The sequence below is a fragment of the Lentzea sp. NPDC055074 genome, from assembly GCF_053608005.1.
The window spans coordinates 277,497-296,684 of sequence record NZ_JBSGUQ010000002.1 but is presented as its reverse complement, the minus strand read 5'-3'; the positions used below and the strand labels follow the sequence as shown (position 1 = coordinate 296,684).

General features: G+C 70.1%; 24 protein-coding genes. 11 read left to right on the top strand and 13 right to left on the bottom strand.

What is annotated here, in order from left to right; translation table 11 throughout:
• The first annotated feature begins 41 nt into the window (after positions 1-41).
• Positions 42-1,118, top strand: coding sequence for a hypothetical protein (locus ACWF7A_RS05455; protein ID WP_452249199.1), 1,077 nt, complete (start codon positions 42-44; stop codon positions 1,116-1,118).
• 36 nt (positions 1,119-1,154) lie between these two features.
• Here ACWF7A_RS05455 and ACWF7A_RS05450 read toward each other — a convergent pair whose 3' ends face one another.
• Positions 1,155-2,579, bottom strand: coding sequence for an amidase (locus ACWF7A_RS05450; protein ID WP_452249198.1), 1,425 nt, complete (start codon positions 2,577-2,579; stop codon positions 1,155-1,157).
• Between the two features lie 50 nt (positions 2,580-2,629).
• Between ACWF7A_RS05450 and ACWF7A_RS05445 the strand changes: the two genes are divergently transcribed.
• A complete protein-coding gene (locus ACWF7A_RS05445) occupies positions 2,630-3,142 on the top strand; it encodes a hypothetical protein (protein WP_452249197.1) in 513 nt (170 codons plus the stop codon).
• Positions 3,143-3,179: 37 nt separating this feature from the next.
• On the opposite strand, the gene ACWF7A_RS05440 is transcribed toward ACWF7A_RS05445, so the two are convergent.
• The gene (locus ACWF7A_RS05440) at positions 3,180-3,680 is read right to left on the bottom strand and encodes a CGNR zinc finger domain-containing protein (RefSeq protein WP_452249196.1); all 501 of its coding nucleotides are present in this window, start codon (positions 3,678-3,680) and stop codon (positions 3,180-3,182) included.
• Positions 3,681-3,705: 25 nt separating this feature from the next.
• Between ACWF7A_RS05440 and ACWF7A_RS05435 the strand changes: the two genes are divergently transcribed.
• On the top strand, positions 3,706-3,912 hold the full coding sequence (locus ACWF7A_RS05435; protein WP_452249195.1) for a hypothetical protein: 207 nt from the start codon (positions 3,706-3,708) through the stop codon (positions 3,910-3,912).
• Positions 3,899-4,513, top strand: coding sequence for a TetR/AcrR family transcriptional regulator (locus ACWF7A_RS05430; RefSeq protein ID WP_452249194.1), 615 nt, complete (start codon positions 3,899-3,901; stop codon positions 4,511-4,513). The genes ACWF7A_RS05435 and ACWF7A_RS05430 overlap by 14 nt, the downstream gene beginning before the upstream one ends.
• Here ACWF7A_RS05430 and ACWF7A_RS05425 read toward each other — a convergent pair.
• From ACWF7A_RS05425 to ACWF7A_RS05415, 3 genes are read right to left on the bottom strand one after another with little or no spacing between them, the layout of a single operon-like run.
• A complete protein-coding gene (locus ACWF7A_RS05425; RefSeq protein ID WP_452249193.1) occupies positions 4,467-5,117 on the bottom strand; it encodes a hypothetical protein in 651 nt (216 codons plus the stop codon). The genes ACWF7A_RS05430 and ACWF7A_RS05425 overlap by 47 nt on opposite strands.
• 4 nt (positions 5,118-5,121) lie before the next feature.
• Complete coding sequence (locus ACWF7A_RS05420) at positions 5,122-5,643, bottom strand: AAA family ATPase (RefSeq protein ID WP_452249192.1); 522 nt, start codon at positions 5,641-5,643, stop codon at positions 5,122-5,124.
• Between the two features lie 41 nt (positions 5,644-5,684).
• A complete protein-coding gene (locus ACWF7A_RS05415; RefSeq protein WP_452249191.1) occupies positions 5,685-6,548 on the bottom strand; it encodes a sucrase ferredoxin in 864 nt (287 codons plus the stop codon).
• Between the two features lie 111 nt (positions 6,549-6,659).
• On the opposite strand from ACWF7A_RS05415, the gene ACWF7A_RS05410 reads away from it, so the two are divergent.
• Positions 6,660-7,031 (top strand): DoxX family protein, encoded by a 372-nt coding sequence (locus ACWF7A_RS05410; RefSeq protein ID WP_452249190.1) that lies wholly within the window; start codon positions 6,660-6,662, stop codon positions 7,029-7,031.
• On the opposite strand, the gene ACWF7A_RS05405 is transcribed toward ACWF7A_RS05410, so the two are convergent.
• Positions 7,032-7,355 (bottom strand): hypothetical protein, encoded by a 324-nt coding sequence (locus tag ACWF7A_RS05405; RefSeq protein ID WP_452249189.1) that lies wholly within the window; start codon positions 7,353-7,355, stop codon positions 7,032-7,034. It lies immediately after the preceding gene.
• A complete protein-coding gene (locus ACWF7A_RS05400; protein WP_452249188.1) occupies positions 7,352-7,939 on the bottom strand; it encodes a PadR family transcriptional regulator in 588 nt (195 codons plus the stop codon). Before ACWF7A_RS05400 ends, ACWF7A_RS05405 begins: the two co-directional genes overlap by 4 nt.
• A 49-nt stretch (positions 7,940-7,988) precedes the next feature.
• Between ACWF7A_RS05400 and ACWF7A_RS05395 the strand changes: the two genes are divergently transcribed.
• Positions 7,989-8,687, top strand: a complete 699-nt coding sequence (locus ACWF7A_RS05395) for an SDR family NAD(P)-dependent oxidoreductase (protein WP_452249187.1) — start codon at positions 7,989-7,991, stop codon at positions 8,685-8,687.
• 50 nt (positions 8,688-8,737) lie between these two features.
• On the top strand, positions 8,738-9,367 hold the full coding sequence (locus tag ACWF7A_RS05390) for a class I SAM-dependent methyltransferase (protein ID WP_452249186.1): 630 nt from the start codon (positions 8,738-8,740) through the stop codon (positions 9,365-9,367).
• Positions 9,368-9,373: 6 nt separating this feature from the next.
• Here the strand turns inward: ACWF7A_RS05390 and ACWF7A_RS05385 are convergent, their stop codons facing one another.
• Positions 9,374-10,462: an epoxide hydrolase family protein gene (locus tag ACWF7A_RS05385; protein ID WP_452249185.1), complete on the bottom strand. Its 1,089-nt coding sequence runs from the start codon at positions 10,460-10,462 to the stop codon at positions 9,374-9,376.
• A gap of 52 nt (positions 10,463-10,514) precedes the next feature.
• Here ACWF7A_RS05385 and ACWF7A_RS05380 point away from each other — a divergent pair, with 52 nt between their 5' ends.
• Positions 10,515-11,459: a helix-turn-helix transcriptional regulator gene (locus ACWF7A_RS05380; RefSeq protein WP_452249184.1), complete on the top strand. Its 945-nt coding sequence runs from the start codon at positions 10,515-10,517 to the stop codon at positions 11,457-11,459.
• Between the two features lie 2 nt (positions 11,460-11,461).
• Complete coding sequence (locus ACWF7A_RS05375; RefSeq protein WP_452249183.1) at positions 11,462-11,728, top strand: hypothetical protein; 267 nt, start codon at positions 11,462-11,464, stop codon at positions 11,726-11,728.
• Here the strand turns inward: ACWF7A_RS05375 and ACWF7A_RS05370 are convergent.
• Positions 11,676-14,588 carry an NACHT domain-containing protein gene (locus ACWF7A_RS05370; RefSeq protein ID WP_452249182.1) on the bottom strand — a complete coding sequence of 971 codons (2,913 nt, stop codon included), beginning with the start codon at positions 14,586-14,588 and terminating at the stop codon, positions 11,676-11,678. The genes ACWF7A_RS05375 and ACWF7A_RS05370 overlap by 53 nt on opposite strands.
• 30 nt (positions 14,589-14,618) lie before the next feature.
• Positions 14,619-15,170, bottom strand: a complete 552-nt coding sequence (locus ACWF7A_RS05365; protein WP_452249181.1) for a cadmium resistance transporter — start codon at positions 15,168-15,170, stop codon at positions 14,619-14,621.
• A gap of 94 nt (positions 15,171-15,264) precedes the next feature.
• Here ACWF7A_RS05365 and ACWF7A_RS05360 point away from each other — a divergent pair, with 94 nt between their 5' ends.
• Both ACWF7A_RS05360 and ACWF7A_RS05355 read left to right on the top strand, forming a co-directional pair.
• Complete coding sequence (locus tag ACWF7A_RS05360) at positions 15,265-16,131, top strand: SDR family NAD(P)-dependent oxidoreductase (RefSeq protein WP_452249180.1); 867 nt, start codon at positions 15,265-15,267, stop codon at positions 16,129-16,131.
• Positions 16,132-16,140: 9 nt separating this feature from the next.
• A complete protein-coding gene (locus ACWF7A_RS05355; RefSeq protein WP_452249179.1) occupies positions 16,141-16,701 on the top strand; it encodes a TetR/AcrR family transcriptional regulator in 561 nt (186 codons plus the stop codon).
• Here the strand turns inward: ACWF7A_RS05355 and ACWF7A_RS05350 are convergent.
• The 3 genes from ACWF7A_RS05350 to ACWF7A_RS05340 form a co-directional block, all read right to left on the bottom strand.
• Complete coding sequence (locus tag ACWF7A_RS05350; RefSeq protein ID WP_452249178.1) at positions 16,690-17,487, bottom strand: LLM class flavin-dependent oxidoreductase; 798 nt, start codon at positions 17,485-17,487, stop codon at positions 16,690-16,692. The genes ACWF7A_RS05355 and ACWF7A_RS05350 overlap by 12 nt on opposite strands.
• 64 nt (positions 17,488-17,551) lie before the next feature.
• A complete protein-coding gene (locus ACWF7A_RS05345; protein ID WP_452249177.1) occupies positions 17,552-18,046 on the bottom strand; it encodes a DinB family protein in 495 nt (164 codons plus the stop codon).
• Positions 18,043-18,687, bottom strand: coding sequence for a hypothetical protein (locus tag ACWF7A_RS05340; RefSeq protein WP_452249176.1), 645 nt, complete (start codon positions 18,685-18,687; stop codon positions 18,043-18,045). Before ACWF7A_RS05340 ends, ACWF7A_RS05345 begins: the two co-directional genes overlap by 4 nt.
• Between the last annotated feature and the right edge of the window lie 501 nt (positions 18,688-19,188).

Sequence of the window (19,188 nt, the reverse complement as noted above, 5' to 3'; positions counted from 1 at the left end):
ATCCGTAGCACTCGACCGGGTGACGCGGTAATGATGTTGTGATGGACTCGCTGCCCGCCACCGTGGCCTCCGCGCTCGTCGAGGCCGACAGCGAGACCGCCGACTGGCCCGCCCGCTGGCAGGCGCTGACCGCCGTGTCGGTCGAGCTGCAGTCGCTGCTCGTCACCGATCCCGGTCCGCGCCTGGTCGCGCTGGTCGAGCAGATCGTCACCCAGCTCGCCGACGGGGTCGCGGCCAGCCGCCGTCACCGCGTCGAGCTCGCGGAGCTGGCCCACCGGGTGCTGGCCACCCACGCCCGCGCGTGCGCCGCGACCGCCCCCGACCCGCTGCGCCTGGCGGACTGGCTGCTCGACCTGCAGCTGCAGCACCCCGACGCGCCCGACGTCAGCCTGTCCGCCTACACCGGCGCGCTGGACGACGACGGTCTCGCGCGCTACCGGGAGCGGGCGGTGGCGTTGTTCGAGCCGCTGCCGGTGATCGGGTTCGGCGAGACCGGCCGCTACGACCGCGCCCGCTGGGCGTTGCTGCGCGTCATGGAGGAGCTCGCCGAGTACACCGAGGACGTCGACCTGCAGCTGCTCGTGCTGTCCAAGGACCTGTCCTCGGGCTGGCACTACCTGCAGGTCGCGACCGTGCTGTGCGACAACGGCCGGTCGGAGGAGGCCCTGGAGTGGGTGGAACGCGGGCTGCGCGCCGTGGGTGGACGCGGTGCGGCGCTGCGGCTGATCGACCTCGCCGTGGAGGAGCACCTGCGCCGGGGTACGCCGCGGCGGGCCGTCGAGGTGTGCCGGGAGGCGTTCTTCGCACGCCCCAACCTCGACGTCTACCTCAAGATCCGGGCGCTGGTCGTGCACACCGACGACTGGCCGCCGTTGCGCGCGGAGCTGGTGCAGCACCTCGTGACCGACGGCAGCCGGCTCGCGATCGAGGTGTACCGGCGGATCGTGGAGGTCGAGCTGGCGCGGCGGGGGATCGAGGAGCAGGAGCTGCTCGTGGAGTGGCTCGCGCAACTACGCGGTCTGCAGCCCGACGCGTTCGCCGACTACCTGGACCACATCAAGTCGCGGCACGTGGCCGACCGCGAACTGCTCGACGAGTTGTCCAAGCGCGGATTCTGATCGTTTCCGGTTCGGATAGTCCGTACTCGTAATATCCTAGTTCGCATGATCGAGGCCGGAGGGGGTCCGGTCCGCCCACGGCCGAGCGCGCTCGAGCTGGGCGGACACCGACAGCAGCGTGCACTCGTCATGCTGGCGGCCCACGAGCTGCACCGCGAGCGGCAGGCCCGTCGACGTGCGGCCGGCGGGAACGGACGCGGCGGGGTTGCCGACGATGTTCCACAGCGGCAGGAACGTCGTGTAGTGCGACGCCGCGAGCAGCGCCGTGACGACGTTGCGGCCGTCCCACTCGCCCACGCGGATCGGCGGGCGGGTCAGCGCCGGGGTGAGCAGCACGTCGATCGAGGTGAACACCCGGTTCGCGTACGCGGTGAGCGTCGCGTCGTCCTTGGCCGCCCACCGCGCCGTCGCGCGCGGCACGCGGCGGCCCAGCTCACCGACCGCCCGCGTGCGCGGTTCGACCAGGTCGGGGAGTTCCATGCCCGCGCGCGCCAGATAGGCGTTGTGCAGGTAGCGGGCCGCGAACTGGGTGGAGGCGGTGACGTCGCGCATCGGCGGGTCCAGGCGCACCACGTCGTGACCGAGGTCGGTGAGCAGCGCGGCGGTGTCCTGCACGGCGTCGCGGACCTCGTCGGCGATGGCGATGCCCGGACCCCACGGCCGCAGCGACACCCCGATCCGCAGCCGGCCCGGATCGGTGCGCGCGGCCTCGGTGAAGCTCGTGCGCGGCGGGTGGGCGACGTGCGCGTCACCGGGGGTGGCGCCGTGGATCTGGTCGGCGACCAGCGCCCAGTCCGCCACCGTGCGGGTGATCGGCCCCGCCACGACCAGTCCGCCCCACATCTGCGGTTCGGGCGCCAGGGAGATCCGGCCGCGCTGGGGCTTGAGCCCGAACAGTCCCGTCACCGCGGAGGGGATGCGGATCGACCCGGCGCCGTCGGTGCCGATCGCGGCCGCAGCCAGGCCCGCCGCCACCGCCGCGGCCGACCCGCCGCTGGACCCGCCGGGGGAGTGCGTGAGCGACCACGGGTTGCGCGTCGGCCCGGCCCAGGAGCTCTCGGTGAACGGCCACAGGCCGAGCTCGGGCATGCGGGTGCGGCCGATGATCACCGCCCCGGCCTCGCGCAGCCGCGTGACGATCGCCGAGTCCGCGGGCTGCGGGGTGCGCGCGGCGTTGGTGCCCTTGGTGGTGGGCAGGCCTTCGAGCGCGATGTCCTCCTTGACCGCGATCGGCACGCCCAGCAGCGGCAGGTCCTCACCCGCCGCCCGGCGTTCGTCGGCGCGCGCGGCCTGGGCGAGGGCCTGCTCGGTGAAGACCAGCCGGAACGCGTTGAGCCGCGGGTCGATCCGCTCGATGCGGCGCAGGTGCTCGGCGACCAGGTCGTGCGCGGTCACCTCACCGGACCGCACGGCGTGCGCCTGCCTCGCGACCCCGGCGAAACACAGCTCCGTCAGCTCCATGAACCGACCCTAAGCGCCCACAGGTGATCTACGGAATGGGAGTACCACGCATGAGAGTCCTCGCGATCGCCGCGGCCGCGCTCGTCGCCCTGAGCACGCTGGTGTCACCGGCGTACGCGGCCGGAGCGCCGATCTACCGCTACGAGATCATCGACCGCGCCAACAGCTGGCTGACGGCGAACAACGGCACCCGCGTGCCCTACTCGCAGAGCCTCAAGTGGACCGACGGCTACCGCCAGGACTGCTCCGGCTACGCGTCGATGGCCGCGAAGCTCGACAAGGTCCCGGACGCGCCCAACACCGAGGCGCTCATCTCCTCGACCTGGACGTTCTCGATCTCGATGTCCGAGCTCAAGCGCGGCGACCTGGTCATCGACGCGATCGGGGACGGCGACAACCGCCACGTCGTGATCTTCGACCGCTGGACCGACACCACCAGGACCCGCTACTTCGCCTACGAGCAGCGCGGCGGCTGGGGCACCGACTACCGCTCCCGCACCTACGGCCTGGAGCCCTACTCCGACTACAAGCCGCGCCGCCTGCACAACGTCATCGACAAGTGACCGCGCCGCCCACCGGTCTGCCCGGGCCGGTGGGCACTCACGCCGTCTGACGGCTGCGGTGGTTCGCCACGGCGACGCGGTTGGCGCACTTGGTGGAGCAGAACCGCCTGCGGCCGTTGCGGCTCGTGTCCACTAACACCGCGTCACAGCCGTCGCGGTCGCACGAGCCGATGCGTCCGGCGTCCTCGCAGAACAACGCCGCCATGCCCGCCGCCGTGTACGCCTTGAGGCGCACGTCGGTGGGCGCGTCCTCGCGGGCGTAGTGCAGGTGCGGGGCGCGTCCGTCGTGGGTGGAGATGTAGTGCGTCATCGACGACTGGGCCAGCAGGTCGTTGAGCAGCTCGACCGTGGGCTCGCGGAACACCTGCCGCAGCCGCTCGACCCAGTCTCGTACGTCACGTTCCTGGCGTGCGTCGAGCGAGCCCAGGGGCTTGTAGTCCGACGCTTTCAGCACGTCGAGCAGGTGTGCGTCCCGGTCGGCGTTGACCAGCGTCGCGGCGAGTTCGGCGGCCGCCCCGCCGTAAGGGTTGAAATGCACTAGACCATGACATCACGCTGGGGTCATGATCGCCACCTGCCCCGCCTGCCACTGGCCCGCCCCCTCCGCGCTGTCCTCGCACGGCGCGGTCGCCTACCTCCGCTGCGTCTGCGGCCTGTTCCTCGTACTCGAACGCGGCGCCGTCACCGCCACGGCCGGGACCAGCGCGTTCGCCCCGATCGGCCAGGTCAGCGGTGATCTTGCTAGTGTCCCGGACCGTGAGCCGTCGTGATCTCCTGTGCGACACCGCGATCCAGATCCTCGCGGTGGAAGGCGGCCGGGGCCTGACCCACCGCGCGATCGACCGCGAGGCAGGCGTCCCCATCGGCACCACCAAGAACTACTTCCCGACCCGCGAGGCCGTGCTCACCGCGTGCGCGGCCCGGATGACGTCCCTGCACCGCGCGGCCGTGCAGCGCCTGCGGGAGACGACCCCGGCCGACATCAGCGCCAGCGACGTCGCCGAGCTCTACCCGGCGCTGCTGCGCCGCGCGGTCGCCGACGACCCGACCCAGATGCTCGCGATGGTCGAGCTCTACCTGGAGGCGGTCCGCCGGCCCGGTGTGCGGGAGGCGCTCTCGGGCATGGTCCTGGCCAACGCCGAGGCCGCCGCCGCCCTGCAGCAGGCCGCGGGCCTGCCCTCGACGGTCCGCGACACGGGCCTGCTCGACGCCTACTTCCTGGGCGTCGCGATCTCGTTGCTGGCGCTGCCGACCGAGACGCTGGCGACCGTGGGCCTGGACGACCCGTACGCGCTGGGCATCGGTGTGTTCTCCGCGACCGCGCCTAGCGCCGGCCCGTCACCAGAACGGCGATCAGCAGGATCAAGCTGATCACCGCGGGCGTCGCGAGCGCGACCGCGGGCTGGGCCAGCTCGAGCGGTTCACCGCCGCGGTAGGCGACGACGGCCCAGGCCGCGACACCGCCGCACGCGAGCGTGACCACGCTCAGGACCGTCGCGGCACGTCGCTTGTGCGGCGCGCGCACCGGTTCCCGCCGTGCGTCCGGGCAGCGGGTGGTCAGCGCGGACACGATGACGCGGCTGTTCTCGGTGAGCCCGCTGAAGTACAGGAGCCGGCCGTCGGTGAAGCGGACCGTCGCGCCGGGCCCGTCGGTGGTGTACTCGCGGGGTTCGGCGATGTCGACGGCCTCGACCTGGTCCCACGTCCACGACCGCCTCAGCTCGCTCACGGCGTGTGTGATGCCCTCGTCGTCCAGCTCGATCAGCTGCTGCCTGCCGGGCCTGACCAGCAGGACCACCGCGTACGGCGCGGCGAGCACCAGCGGCATGACGGCGAAGACCAGGCCGTTCTCGGCGCCGCCGAGGTCGATGACGAACGACCCGGCCAGCAGCGCGGCGCACGCGACCGCGATGACCGCCATGACCAGGCCCAGGACGCGTCGCCGGTCGGAGGGGACGCGGTGCGTGCTCTGCATTCGATCAACCTACGGCCAGTGCCGCCCTGAGCGCGGCATAAGTCCGTTCGACGTCCCCGGTGGCGTCGAGGACCGTCGTGGCGGGGGTGAGGTAGGCGGTGACGCGGTCGTGGCTGTCGTGGACCACCTGCTCGCCGCCGAGTGCCTCGACGACGTGGTCGATGTGGTGCTCACGGCCGCGGTAGCGACCGGCCACGGTCTGCGGCGGGGCGAGCAGCACGAACTCGACGTAGTCCGCGCCCGCCGACGCCGCCGCGGCGGCGAACCTGTCGCGTTCGCCACCGCGCATGATCAGCTGCGGCATGACCACGTCGTTGCCCGAGGCGAGGTGCGTGGCCGCCATGGCGAGCGCGAGAGGCCGCACCAGGCCGACGGCGCCGTGGAAGTCCTCGCGCCAGCCGCCGACGAGCCGGACGATCTCGTCGGCGTCGAGATCGAGGGTTCCGGGGTGGTCGGCGGCGTAGCGGGCGGCGATCGTGGACTTGCCGACGCCGGTCGGGCCGTTGAGGTGGATCAGCCGAGGCACCCGGCCGAGGCTAGCGATCACCGCGCGGCGGCGGGCACCGCCTACCGGCAGACCTTCACCAGCTCGTCGATCGCCGTGGCGACCAGCGCGATCGCGATGTCGGGCGACTTGCCGCAGCTGGCGGGCCGCGGCGGCACCGGCTGCTCGGTCAGCGCCACCCGCCACTCCCGGCCGTCGGTGTGCCGCACGGTCGCGGAGTCGGCGTCCTCCCCGACGACGGTCAGCACGTCGCGGGTCTCGCCGATCTGCTCCCGCACGGCGACCTCGGCCACCTGCCCTCGCGGGGTGAAGCAGGAACGGCCGCGGCAACGATCGGCGACGATGCCCTCCGTGACGACGCGCTGGGCCAACTGGTGGTCGATGCGTCCGTACAGGTGACCGGTGGGCAGGAGCACTCCGGTCGGTGCGAAGCGGTGGCCGCCGGTGTGGGTGCACTCCCACAGGTTCAGCGCGGTGGCGATCGGGCGGCCGTAGAGGGCGCAGCAGACGTCGCGTTTGCTGTTCGTGCAGACCAGCAGCAGCGGATCTCGCACCGGGGTGCCGAACGCGGTCGAGCGGCCCGCGCCCAGGGCCTCGAAGTCGAGTTCGAGGGCTTCATCGGGGGCTGCGAGGTCGGCCTGCTCGAGCCATGATCCACCGGGCTTCGTCGAGGCCAGGTACAGGCGGCGGCGTGCGGGGACGTGGTTGTCGGCGTGTTTGCCGGGGCGGCGGATCAGCAGGATGCGCACACCGGTGCCGGCGGCGCGGCGTTGCAGTTCGGCGCCGAGCTCCGGGTCGAGGTGGCTCTCGGTCAGAGCGTCACGGCCCCAGGGGCCGGGCTGTTCCAGGCACAGCCACGCCGTCGCGGTCGCGGCCGTGCCGGCCAGCGGTTCGCCCGCGAAGTCGGAGAGTATCGAGCACCTCATCTGCACACTCTATACGGCCGTTCGGGTGAGGACTAAGGCCACCCTTAGTTGATCGGTGTGTGGCCTCGGTGGCGGTGTGTCCGGGCTGGGGACGGGGCTAGGTTTTCGTTCATGAACGTCGCGGTGTGGATCGTGTCGGGTGTCGTGGTGGCGGTGTACCTGGTGGCGGGCTTCACCAAGCTCGCCAAGTCCAAACAGGAGCTGCTGGCCGAACCGCGGATGGGATGGGTCGGGGACTTCTCGGCCGGGCAGGTCAAGGCCATCGGCGCGGTCGAGCTCGCGGGCGCGGCCGGGCTGGTGCTGCCGTGGCTGACCGGCATCGCGCCGATCCTCACCCCGATCGCCGCGCTGGGCCTGGCGCTGATCCAGGTGGGGGCGGCGGTCACGCACATCCGGCGTGGTGAGGGCTCGGTGGCGCCGGCGAACCTGGTGCTGTGCGCGCTGGCGGTGTTCGTCGCGGTGGTGCGCTTCGGTCAGCTCTGACTAGCTCTGAAGCCGCCGCACCCGTTCGCGCATCGACGCCTCGAGGCCGGCGCGGTAGCCGAGGAACAGCTTGTTCGCCAGGTAGGGAGCCCAGTTGCCCTGCCTGGCGATGTTGTAGACGCGGTGGCGCAGCAGCGCGCCCTCGGGGTGGGGGTGCAGCGTGTCCTCGCCGCGGTACCACCAGTCGCCCCAGTAGGCGATGACGCCCTGCTCGCGGTCCACGAGCCGGTGCGGCCCGGACTCTCCGGCGTCGGCGAACATCCGTGCGCGCACGTCCTCCAGCGGCGCGTGCACCACGCCGGTGACTTCGAACAGCAGTCTCATCGGTGCCTGTCCTCCCAGTCGGGGTAACCGCCGACGGTGCCCTCGCGGGTGGCGGTGGCGAACCAGGACAGCCAGGCGCGTTCGGCGCGCAGCATGGCCATCCGGTAGTCGAGCTCGATCCACGCGAGCTGGGGCAGGCCCATGCCCGCGAGCCTCTCCAGCAGCACGGCCAGCGCGGTGAGCTGTTCGCCCACGGCGCTCTCGCGTTGCCGCACGACCCGCAGCGCGTCGTGCGGGGGCAGCAGGCCGACCAGGGAGATCCCGGCCTCGAAGCGCGGGTACTCGCGGGCGGGGACGGCGATCAGCTCGCGCAGCCAGTCGTGCAGCTCGGCCGTGCCGGTCTCGGTGACGGCGTAGACGGTGCGTTCGGGGCGGTTGCCGGCCTTCTGCACGGCGCAGGCGGTGATCAGCTCGTGGCGGTGCAGCGACTCCACGACGGTGTAGAGGGAGCCGTAGTTGAGCTTGATGACCTCCTCCTGGTGGCGTTCCCGCATGGTCTGCGCCATCTCGTAGGGGTGCATCGGCCGCTCCGAGAGCAGGGCCAGCACCGCGAGGGCCAGGGGGTTCGTGCGCCTGAACGTCATATCCGCTCCCGTATATCCGGCGCCGAGTATACGGGTTAGGGTGGGTCGCATGACAACGGTGATCACCGGGGGAAGCCGGGGTATCGGTGCCGCGACCGCGCGCAGGCTCGTGCGCGAAGGGCACCGGGTCGTGATCAGCTACCGGCAGGCGCAGGACGAGGCACGGCTGCTGGAGCAGGAGCTGGGCGTGCTCGCCGTGCGGGCCGACACGGCGGACGAGGACGACGTGGCGCGCCTGTTCGACGCGGCCGGCGACGACATCACCGGGGTGGTGAGCAACGCCGGCATCACCTCCCCGTCCGGGCCGCTGGCGCAGCTGCGCACGGAGGACCTGCGGCGCGTGGTGGACGTCAACCTGGTCGGCGCGATCTTCGTGGCCCGTGAGGCGGCGCGGCGCATGACGAGCGGGTCGATCGTGAACGTGTCCTCCGGCGCGGCGACGCTGGGCAGTCCGGGGGAGTACGTGCACTACGCCGCCACCAAGGCCGCCGTGGACGCGTTGACCATCGGCCTGGCCAAGGAGCTCGCGCCGCAGGGGATCCGGGTGAACTGCGTGCAGCCCGGCACGGTCCGCACCGACATCCACCGGCTCTCCGGCGAACCCGGCCGTCCCGACCGCGTCGCCTCCCGCATCCCGCTGGGCCGCCCCGGCGAGTCCGAGGAGATCGCGAACGCCATCGCGTGGCTGCTGTCCGACGAGGCCTCGTACACGACCGGTGCGATCCTGCGCGTCGCCGGCGGCATGTGAGGCTTTCGCCTCTGCGGCCGGGGTTCGCGCTGCCCCTAAGCTTCTCCGTCATGTCCGCGCCCACGCTCACCGACTTCGTGCTCGCCAACACGACGCTGGCCCCCGTGCCGCTGGTGCCGGAGGTGGTGCTGCACAGCGCGGCCGAGGCGATGGACCTGTGGGAGCTGACCCACCACGACCAGCCGCCGTTCTGGGCGTTCCCGTGGGCGGGCGGCCAGGCCCTGGCCCGGCACCTGCTCGACAACGCGGGCCTGGTGCGGGACAAGAAGGTCTTCGACCTCGCGTCCGGCTCCGGCCTGGTCGCGATCGCCGCGGCGCTGGCCGGAGCCGAGGTGGTGACGGCGAACGACATCGACCCGCTGGCCCTGGCCGCCGTCGAGCTCAACGCCGCCGCCAACGGCGTCACCGTGCTCACCCTGGGCGGAGACCAGCTCGACAGCGACGCCCACGGCGCCGACGTGGTGCTCGCGGGCGACGTGTTCTACGACGCGGAGATCACCGCACTGGTGCTGCCGTTCCTGGCCAGAGCCTCCGCCCGGGGTGCGCTGGTGCTGCTCGGCGACCCCGACCGCGCGCACCTGCCCCGCGACCGGTTCACCCAGCGGGCCCGCTACGACGTGCCGGTGCCGTTGACGCTGGAGAGCACCGAGACCCGCAGCGCCACGGTGTGGCGGGCCTGAGCGCGGTCACGACAGCTTGGCGAAGAACACCTTCAGGTCACCGGCGAGCAGCCGCGGTGAGTCGTGCCCGGAGTAGTGCCCGCCGGTCTCGAACTCCGACCAGTGCACGAGGTTGTGGTGGTCGCGCTCGGCGAAGCGGCGGATGGTCTGGAAGTCGTCGGGGAAGATCGCGACGCCCATCGGCACCGTCGTGGGCCCGGTGGGCTGGTCCTCGCGGTGCGCGTCCTCGTAGTAGAGCCGCGCGGAGGACCCGGCGGTGGCGGTGAACCAGTAGATCGCGACGTTCGCGAGCAGGAAGTCCTTGCTGACGGCCGGTTCGCCCATCAGCTGCATCGTCCAGGCGAGCTGGCCCGCGGGGGAGTCCGCGAGCGCGAACGCCACGTTCTGCGGCCGTGACTGCTGCAGCTTCGCGTACCCGGACATGGTCTCCCAGAAGTTCTGCAGCACCTCGAGGCGGCGGAAGTCGTCCGGCGTGAGGCCGTCCATCTCGGACGGGTCGCCGGAGGGGAACGAGAAGATCTGCGTCACGTGCACGCCTGCCACGTGCTCCGGGTCGGCCTGCCCGACCTGCGGCGCGATGATCGCCCCCGCGTCGTTGCCGTGCACCCCGTAACGCCGGTGGCCCAGCCGTGCCATGAGCTCCGCGAACGCCGACGCGATCCGCCCGGAGTGCCAGCCCGTCTCGGTCGTGGGCCCGGAGAACCCGAAGCCGGGGATCGACGGGATCACCAGGTGGTGATCCTCGCGCAGGTGCTCGATCACGTCGACGAACTCCATCACCGAGCCCGGCCAGCCGTGGATCAGCAGCAGCGGCAGCGCGTCCGGGTTCGGGCTGGTGACGTGCAGGAAGTGAACGTTCGTGCCGTCGATCTCGGTGACGAACTGCGGGAACCCGTTGAGCCGGTTCTCGACCGCCCGCCAGTCGAAGTCCTCGGCCCAGTACCGCGCCATCTCGCGGACGTCCGCCACCTCGTCGCCGTACCGCGCACCGGCCCCCGCGACCTGGTCGGTCCACCGCGTCCGCGCCAGACGGTCCCGCAGGTCGTCGAGGTCGGCGTCGTCGATCGCGATGTGGAATTCCCTGATCTCCGTCATAACCCGAGGCTAACGACGCTTGCGGCCAGCCTCTGTCCTAAAGTCTCCGTCCATGTTGGAAACCTCGGCGCGCCTGCTGCGCCTGCTCGCCCTGCTGCAGTCACGCCGCGACTGGCAGGGCAGCGAACTGGCCGACGAGCTGCAGATCAGCCCTCGCACCGTCCGCCGCGACGTCGACCGCCTGCGCGAGCTCGGCTACCCGGTCAACGCCACCACCGGCTCGTTCGGCGGCTACCGCCTCGGTGCCGGCGCCGAGCTGCCACCCCTGCTGCTCGACGACAACGAGGCCGTCGCCGTGGCCGCCGCCCTGCGCACCAACGCCGTCACCGGCCTGGAGGAGGTCTCCCTGCGAGCCCTGCTCAAACTGGAACAGGTCCTCCCGTCCCGCCTGCGCCACCGCGTCTCCGCACTCGAACAGATCGAGTCCGTCCCGCGCGACCACCCGGCCCCCGCCCTGGACCCGGAACTGCTGTCCACCCTCGCCGCCGCCTGCCGCGACAGCGACACCCTCCGCTTCGACTACAACGCCCACGACGGCACCCCCACCAGACGCCGCGTCGAACCGCACCGCCTCGTCAACTGGGGCCGCCGCTGGTACCTCGTCGCCTGGGACGCCGACAAACAGGACTGGCGCAGCTTCCGCGTGGACCGCATCACCCCACCCCAGCCCCCGCACGGCCCCCGCTTCACCCCACGAGACTTCGACGCCACCACCTACGTCGCCTCCCGGGTCACCCAAGCCGCCTGGCGCTTCCAGGCCCGAGTCCTGGTCCACGCCCCGGCCGAGACCGTGGCCGCCCGCATCAACGCCGCCATCGGCACCGTCGAAGCCGTCGACGAGGTGTCCTGCGTCCTGGTGACCGGCTCCGACTCGGTGGAGACCCTCGCCGTGTGGATCGGCATGCTCGACCTCGACTTCGAGGTCATCTCGCCACCCGAGCTCGTGGCACACGTTCGCTCTCTTGCGGCCCGCTACGCCCGCGCCGTACAAGACTGAGCATGGCCATCACCGGACGGGACATCGAGCGCCTGCTCTACACCGACACGCCCGACCCGGTCCTGGTCGTGCACCGCGGGGTGGCCGAGATCGTGGCGGCCGCCGAACTCGGGAGACGGCCCGGCGCCATCGTCGTGTGCTCGCGCAGTGAACTGCTCCGTCGCGTGGGGGAGCGCGACCTGACCGAGCAGGAGTTGACCGCGCTTGCGGCCGAGCTCACCAGTTCAACTGGATTCCCAGCTCCTCCGCCACCCGCCTGGCCCGCTTGATCAGATCGGGCGGAAGCTCCCAGCCGACTTCCTTGGGTAGGGATTCGAGAGCATCGCGAACACTAAAACGATCTGGAGTCAACTCACTGTCATGAGTTCCTAGATAGTGCAGCCTCAGCAGACCGTCCAGCTCGTCGGAAGCATAAAGAGAGCCGCCGGCGTCGACGAATGTGGTCATCAGTTGCAAGTCATCGCCGCCGGTGCCCAGCCTGGCGTACAACTCGTGCCAGAACACGACGCCATCGGTATCGGCCTGTCTGAGTTGCTGCAGCGCCGGTACACAATCTTCGACAGGTGCCGCCATCAGCTCTACCAGGGCGCCTGCGATGTCGATGCCATGGAGGTCGACCAAAGGGAACACCGCATCGCACAGTGTTTGGCTGACCTCGTCCAACGTCACGTAAGGCTCCGAGGTCGGTAGGTACTGGGACACCTCTCGCAGATCGGCCAGCTCCACTGAGAACTGCCCATCCGCGTGTCTGTCGTGGTCCACCGACAACCACAGGACCACACTGGCCCATTCGCTCGTTGACACGCGCGACTTCCAGAACAGCGTCAACCGCTGCCAGTCGTCGAGGTTCAACTGCAGGTCGTCGGCACGGGCCTCGCCCGTCAATGCCAGTGCCAGGACCACGAGATTCAGCGAGTACCTCGCGTCCCGTCCTGAGTCGGGCAACCGCACCGGGGCGTAGGTGCCCCGGGAACCCCGCGTCTCGTCCCGCGCGGCGAGCAACCGCACAACGAGGTCGAACAACCCGACCTTGTCGGACTTGGTCGCGAACTCCCGCAGGAAGTCCTGAACCGGCTTGCTGGTGGTCAACGCCATGAACGACAACACCGAGTACAGCTCGGTGTCGTCCACCGTGGACTTGCGTCGTGACCGCGCCTCGTCCTCCCTGCGCAAGTCCATCAACCGGTCCCAGACGAACCGCGCCACCAGATACTCGCCGAACGTCGCGTGCAGGAACTCGTAGGTGCGGAGCCTGGTCCTGTCCTCCCGCACCGCCTCGGTCTTCTGCACGAAGAAGAACCGCCCCAGAACCGTCTCGCCCGCAGACAGGGGAGTCCGGGTTCCCGACAGCCTCTCCGGGGAGGCAACGCCGAGCAACTGCGCGAGGTCGGACGTCACCTGGTGCTCGGCCACCCATTGCACGCCGCGGTTGAACATGGCGAGCGCCACGACCGACAGCTGCTCCAGCTCGGACTCGACGTCTCGTGCGAGGTCCGCCTCCGACAGCTCCTCATCGCCCTTCTCGACCTCGCGCCGGGCGAACCACTCAAGCAGCCGTTCGTACAGCTGTCCGCGGCTCATCCGGAGATGGTCGCGTTGCAACGAGTCGTCGACCGCGTCGTAGAGGGCGAGCATCAGCAACAGCAACGGCTGCGACGCCAGGTCCGGGTACTCGAGTACGGTTTCGGTGGGCAGAGGCCGGTTGGCCTGGTTCCACACCGTCAGCCAGGCACGCACCTGCTCCTCGCTGAACGGCATCAGCCGCACCACCTGCGTGCCCTGCGGCAGTTCCAGGCCCGCGCACACGCTCAACCGGCTCGTCACGACGAAGGCTGCCGGTCTGCCCATGTCCTCCAGCCGCTGCTGGAACTCGGCGATGATCGTCAGGTAGCGCGTCTGGCTCACGCCGGTGGCCTGCAACAGCTCATCGAACCCATCCAGCACCACCAACGGCAAGGCCCCGTCGGTTCGCCTGGAGAAGTCAGCCCAGCTCACCGGCTCCTGCAGCAACACCCGCAGCCCGTGCTCGATCTGCTGTTCCAGAGCGGCGTCGGCGGGAGTACCGCGCAACTCCACCCGCACCACAGCGAAGTCCGAGACGGGCAACCGCGCCGCCATCATCTCGGTCAGCACCGACTTGCCCGATCCGGGATCACCCAGCACCAGCAGAGGAGCGGACAACGCCGCCGGTGAGGTCAGATGGCCCGCCAGGTAGCCGTAGAGGTCGTCACGGACGGGCAGTTCGTCCCAGGACGCGAGAAGGGATGGCGCCGCGGCCCTCTGGTCGGCGACCATCACCTGGAAGTCCGGATCCACGTAGGCCTCGACCAGACTCGGGATCCGCACCCCGTCCGGTGTCTCCGTCGACTTCACGAGCGGGCGTCGCAACGCGCCCTGGTAAGCCCCGGAAAGCTCCGCCAGCCGCACCTCGGGCAGCAGGTCCGTGGTCGTCTCACGCAGAACGTCCTCAAGGCGTGCCAGAGCCTTGCGCACCGACCGCCCGTCAGCGAGCGCGCACCAGAACCGGATCTCCGGGTACTCGGCCGCCAGCTGACCGAGCATCTCCTCGTACCGCTGCAACGCCCGATCCGGTGTCGCCAGGGTCGCCGCGTCCTGGACCCGGTCCTGCTCAGTCGCGTCCAGCCGGTCCCAAGACGACAACGAGGTCAGCGCCTTGAACAGCCGCAGACCGAGCATGCGGTACTGCTTGGCGACCGCCTCCAGGTTCTTCTCGTGTTCGCGGCCGACCGACGGCAACGGAAGATCGAGCCCCCACGGGTCGTAGCTCTCGACCAGGTCGCGGTCCTTGGCCGCCAGTGCCACGCCGACCCGTTGCTCGGCGAACGCCTCGAAGAACGCTGTCATGACTACGACGGCGTGTGCGGCGTGCAGTTGTTGCGTGCGGGTGTAGCGGCTCACGTCCCGGCGCTTGGACGACAACCATGAGACCAGGTCGTTGCTCAGACGGAGGAAGTCCGGCTTGGCGTCGAAGAGACTCAGCACCTCCCACATACCTGCCGAAGCCGCGAGCAGCGCGCCGCCCAGGACCTTGTCCATGGCGGCGATGATCGGGTGGTCGCGGCCGCCGAGGATCTTGACGGCCTCGTTGTAGCTGTAGGTCTTTCGCACCCGAAGGTGTCTACCTGACAGCCGGGCGGGTCAGCCCGAGAACAACACCAAAAGACCAATCGCGATCAGCACCACCGGCAGGGCGACGTGGCCCCACTTGGCCAGCGCTCGGGCCACCACCTGGCGGGAGGTCAGGAACCGGCCCGCCAGGCACCACACGCCCACGAGCAGCAGGAACACGACCACGTAGACCCACAGCGAGTCCGTCACGGTGAAGACCGGGACGTAGACGCCGATGTTGTCGCCGCCGTTGGCCAGGGTCACGCCCGCCATCGCGAGAACGCCCGGCGCGGCGTCGGGCTCGTCCTCGTCGTCCGCGCCCCGCCACAGCGACCAGGCCGCCTTGAGGCCCAGGGCCAGGGGGATCAGGCCCAGCCACGGGCGGAGCTCCGCGGGGAGCAGGGACGCCCCGAGGGCGCCGACGACCGCCACCGCCAGGATCGCCGTGAAGCCCAGGTACTGGCCCGTCACCACCTGCCACGGTGACTTCGCGCGGGCGAAGAACAACGCCAGGAGCACCAGGTCGTCGACGTTCGTCACCGCGAACATGCCCGCCGCCTGGCCGATCACCCCGAGATCCACAGCGGCATTCTCACCGACGCGAAACGGATAGATCATCCGTATGTGTGCTAGCGTCGCCAGTAAGCGGATTCGCTATCCGGATCGAGGAGAAGTCATGACACGCAAGGCAGTCGTCACCGCCGGCACCGGAGGCATCGGACTCGAGACCGCCCTCGGACTCGCCGACGCCGGGTACGCCGTCACCGTCGTCGGGCGCAACGCCGAACGAGGGGACCGCGCCGTCGCAGCGATCAACGCCAGAGGAGGGGAGACCGGCAGGTTCCTGCAGGCCGACCTCGCGTCACTCGACGCGGTGCGCACCCTCGGCGACCACATCGCAGGCGAAGGCGAGCTGGCCGTGCTCGTCAACAACGTCGGAGCGATGTTCCCCGACCGGACCGAGCTCGACGGCGTCGAAGCCTCCTTCGTCGTCAACCACCTCTCGCCCTACCTGCTCACCGAACTGCTCCTGCCCGCGCTCACCGACCGCGTCGTCAACGTGACCTCCGGAGCCGTCACGACCGCCAAGAAGACCTTCGACGCCGTCGAACCACCCGGCGGCTACTACGGCTTCCACTGGTACGGACGCGCCAAGCTCGCCAACCTCGCCTACACCCTCGACCTCGCCGCACGCACCACGACCATCAAAGTCCTCGCAGCCGACCCCGGGGGAGCGGCCACCGACATGACCGACGGCACCCTGCGCACACCCAAGATCGTCTCGCCACCCCTGCGCCTGCTCTGGCCACTCGTGCGCCGCACGTTCGAACGCTCCACCTCAGGACCCGCCGCCCTCGCCGCACGATCCTCGATCATCGCCGCCACCGACCCCGCGCTCACCAGCGGCACCGTCATCGGACGCAAAGCCGTACCCGTCACGCCACACCGCACCGCCACCGACCCGCGCGTCCAGGAAGCCGTCCGGCGACTCAGCGAGAGGCACGCACCACTCCGCCACGTAACGGATGGCGTATCCAAATAGAATCCGGGCATGACGCCGCAGCGAAAGGACGCCGCCCGCAACTGGGAGCACATCCTCACCGTCGCCAGAGAACTCGTCGACGAAGGAACCCCGCTGCAGCTCAACGACGTCGCCCGGCGAGCAGGACTCGGCGTCGGCACGGTCTACCGGCACTTCCCGACCACCGAGGCACTCCTCGAGACCGTCGCCACCCCCTGCCTCGAAGCCCTCGCCGGCCGCGGCGAACAAGCCCTCACCCACGACGACCCCTGGACCGCCTTCGCCGACTTCCTGACCAAGGTCGTCGAAGGACAGGTCACCGACCCCGCACTCGTCAAGGTCTCCGCCACCACCCAGGACGTGCTGCCCCGCACCACCGAGCTCAAAGCACAGATCCTCGCCGTCGGCGCCAAGCTCCTCGCCCGCGCACGCGACGCCGGAGCCGTCCGCCCCGAAGTCGACGACGCCGACCTCGTCCCACTCATGTGCGGCATCGCCTACGCCACCTACGTGCACAGCGCCGGCCCCGAAGACCGACTGCCCACCGCACGCCGCTACCTCGACACCCTGCTCCGCGGCCTACACGCCTGAACGCGGGGGACCAGCCGCCACGAACGCCCGCAACTCGTCCAACCCCCGCGCGCCACCGTCGGTCAACATCCACGTCACCCCCGCCTCCTCGTACTCCGCCACCTCCTCCGGCAACGAACCACCACCCCACAACACGACATCAGCGTCAGCCGAACCCCCCGACGCCACGAAATCCGCCTTCACCCGAGCGGCATCGGCAGGGGAGAGCACCACCAGCCCCTCCGGACCGAACGTCGCCGGCACCACACCCGCCGCGACCGCCGCCGCACGAAACGGCACAGACCGAGGCCACGCACCACCCACCCAGATCGGCACCTCCACCGGCGCGAAACGCACACCCGACACGTCGAACAACGCGCCGTGATGCTCCACCTCGACCCCCGACAACAACGCACGCACCACCTCGACGCCCTCCGACAACGCCTCCGCACGCGACACCCGCTCGCCGAAGGGGGAGTAGTCCTGCGGCACACCCGCACCCACACCCAGCACCGCACGCCCACCCGACAACCGCTGCAACGTCGACGCCTCCAACGCCACCTTCCACGGACGCCGCCGCCCCAACGACGTCACCAACGGCCCCAGAGAGATACGAGACGTCCGCGCAGCCACCGCACCCAACGTCACCCAGACGTCCGCCACCACAGGCTCACCCGGCACCACCACGTGATCCCACAGGAAGAAACCGTCCCACCCGGCCTCCTCCGCGGACACAGCGAGCGACACCAGCACAGACGGATCACCCAGCGACGAACCGAACGACGGCACATAGATCGCACAACGCATGACCCGAGTGTGACAAGCACCCCCGACAAGATCATCTACAAGCGGGGGAGCAGCACAAACCCCCTCAACGACCCTCTCCGGTCGCCCCGTCCAACTGCTCCCGCAAGATGTCCGCGTGCCCGGCGTGCCGCGCCGTCTCCGCCACCCGATGCACCAGAACGTTGAACAACATCACCTCAGGGCGCGGCCACCACGGCACAAAACCAGGAGCATCCACAGCAAGCGCCGAGATCGTCGCATCCGCATGCACCCACACACGCCGATAGCGCTCCACGATCTCCTCACGCGACTCCGACTCATCCGCCCGCATGTCCAACCCACGCGCTGCCAAGTCGTCCCACCGCGGCAACGCCTCGGGAAACGGCCGCCCGAACACCTCACCGAGATACCGCGACTCCCACAACGCCAGATGCTTCACCAAACCCAGAAGGTTCGTGCCCGACGCGGTCAGAGGACGCCGCACATCCGAGTCCGACAACCCGTCGAGCTTCCACACCATCGCCTCGCGCAACTCACGCAGATCGCCGTGCAGATACTCCTTCGCGAACTCGTCGATCACGAACGCCACTCCCGAGCGACCGCCTCGACCCACGACCCGACATCCGGCAACGCGTCGAGCGAGTACAACGACCGCTCAGGACACCCAGGCCACACAGACACACCCTCAGAAGCGTGATCCGGCGCAAACCACACAAGACGCCCCGTCTCGCCGTGCGCCGCCGTCAGGTTGAAGTTCGCCTCTATCGCCACGGTGACGTAAGGCCGCATCTCCTCGACAGGAACCTCCAGCCCCTCGTCCTCCCACGCCCACGAGTAATGCTCCAGCACCTCCGCCACGGACTCCCGCGTCGCCGCCGCCGACAACACGTGCACCAAATCCCCGGAGATCGGCGCGTGACGACCGAACTGCTCGACGACCCCGCCGAACACCGCCCACACACGCGCCAGGAACGCAGGAGCGCCGGCCTGCTCGAACGGCGGATCACACAGCCAGCCGCGACGCGCCTCAGAAGGACCCCACGCGAGCAACTCGTAGGAACGACCCGCGACGGACACCGGAGTCACGGTCGCGGCCGCCAGCAGAGCGGACAGCTCCGGCAACCCGTCCAGAGGACCGCGCGCCCAAGGGGACGGCTCACCGACGACAGCGTCCGTGCCGTATGAGGCGTTGTGCTGAAGGAACCGATCCCAGTCGGACATGCGGCAGATCATGGCAGGAGAGCGCCCAGGGGCGGCCCAGATCTCCGTTACTTGACATAATGTAGATTATCGGCGAAACGGCGACCTGCGAAGATCGTGTCAGAAGGGGCTGAAACCGCCCGTGTTGGCGCGTCTGCAAGCCACAGCCCGCGGGCAGGCCGGCTGCACTTGCAGACGCCACAACATCAGATCCACGGCGATGCCGGAGCGCGGTCGGCACCGACGTGCAGTCATGGAGACGTACGTGCAGGGGCGTCATTACGCTCACGATCCCCGACAAGTGACGCCACCTGGTCCAGCGTCGTCCGGAGCCGAACCAGAACCCGGCGAAACGGACATTTCATGCATAATCGCCATTATCCAGCACAGCAACGGTGAGCGACCCCGCGAACTCGAACGGTCGAACATCACGCGCTGATCCGCATTCGCCCCAACGCGCCCGCGCCGAACTCCCGCCCCGCTGCTCCAGCCTCTGACCTGCGACTGTGCTCCGCCGCCGCG

What these genes read in the sequence shown, in the direction of transcription:
- ACWF7A_RS05445 (WP_452249197.1), top strand. Translation starts at nt 2,630, where the DNA reads ATGAGAGTCCTCGCGATCGCCGCGGCCGCGCTCGTCGCCCTGAGCACG.
- ACWF7A_RS05435 (WP_452249195.1), top strand. Translation starts at nt 3,706, where the DNA reads ATGATCGCCACCTGCCCCGCCTGCCACTGGCCCGCCCCCTCCGCGCTG.
- ACWF7A_RS05410 (WP_452249190.1), top strand. Translation starts at nt 6,660, where the DNA reads ATGAACGTCGCGGTGTGGATCGTGTCGGGTGTCGTGGTGGCGGTGTAC.
- ACWF7A_RS05350 (WP_452249178.1), bottom strand. Translation starts at nt 17,487, where the DNA reads ATGCGTTGTGCGATCTATGTGCCGTCGTTCGGTTCGTCGCTGGGTGAT.
- ACWF7A_RS05395 (WP_452249187.1), top strand. Translation starts at nt 7,989, where the DNA reads ATGACAACGGTGATCACCGGGGGAAGCCGGGGTATCGGTGCCGCGACC.
- ACWF7A_RS05360 (WP_452249180.1), top strand. Translation starts at nt 15,265, where the DNA reads ATGACACGCAAGGCAGTCGTCACCGCCGGCACCGGAGGCATCGGACTC.
- ACWF7A_RS05450 (WP_452249198.1), bottom strand. Translation starts at nt 2,579, where the DNA reads ATGGAGCTGACGGAGCTGTGTTTCGCCGGGGTCGCGAGGCAGGCGCAC.
- ACWF7A_RS05415 (WP_452249191.1), bottom strand. Translation starts at nt 6,548, where the DNA reads ATGAGGTGCTCGATACTCTCCGACTTCGCGGGCGAACCGCTGGCCGGC.
- ACWF7A_RS05390 (WP_452249186.1), top strand. Translation starts at nt 8,738, where the DNA reads ATGTCCGCGCCCACGCTCACCGACTTCGTGCTCGCCAACACGACGCTG.
- ACWF7A_RS05340 (WP_452249176.1), bottom strand. Translation starts at nt 18,687, where the DNA reads ATGTCCGACTGGGATCGGTTCCTTCAGCACAACGCCTCATACGGCACG.
- ACWF7A_RS05425 (WP_452249193.1), bottom strand. Translation starts at nt 5,117, where the DNA reads ATGCAGAGCACGCACCGCGTCCCCTCCGACCGGCGACGCGTCCTGGGC.
- ACWF7A_RS05405 (WP_452249189.1), bottom strand. Translation starts at nt 7,355, where the DNA reads ATGAGACTGCTGTTCGAAGTCACCGGCGTGGTGCACGCGCCGCTGGAG.
- ACWF7A_RS05375 (WP_452249183.1), top strand. Translation starts at nt 11,462, where the DNA reads ATGGCCATCACCGGACGGGACATCGAGCGCCTGCTCTACACCGACACG.
- ACWF7A_RS05455 (WP_452249199.1), top strand. Translation starts at nt 42, where the DNA reads ATGGACTCGCTGCCCGCCACCGTGGCCTCCGCGCTCGTCGAGGCCGAC.
- ACWF7A_RS05400 (WP_452249188.1), bottom strand. Translation starts at nt 7,939, where the DNA reads ATGACGTTCAGGCGCACGAACCCCCTGGCCCTCGCGGTGCTGGCCCTG.
- ACWF7A_RS05385 (WP_452249185.1), bottom strand. Translation starts at nt 10,462, where the DNA reads ATGACGGAGATCAGGGAATTCCACATCGCGATCGACGACGCCGACCTC.
- ACWF7A_RS05380 (WP_452249184.1), top strand. Translation starts at nt 10,515, where the DNA reads ATGTTGGAAACCTCGGCGCGCCTGCTGCGCCTGCTCGCCCTGCTGCAG.
- ACWF7A_RS05355 (WP_452249179.1), top strand. Translation starts at nt 16,141, where the DNA reads ATGACGCCGCAGCGAAAGGACGCCGCCCGCAACTGGGAGCACATCCTC.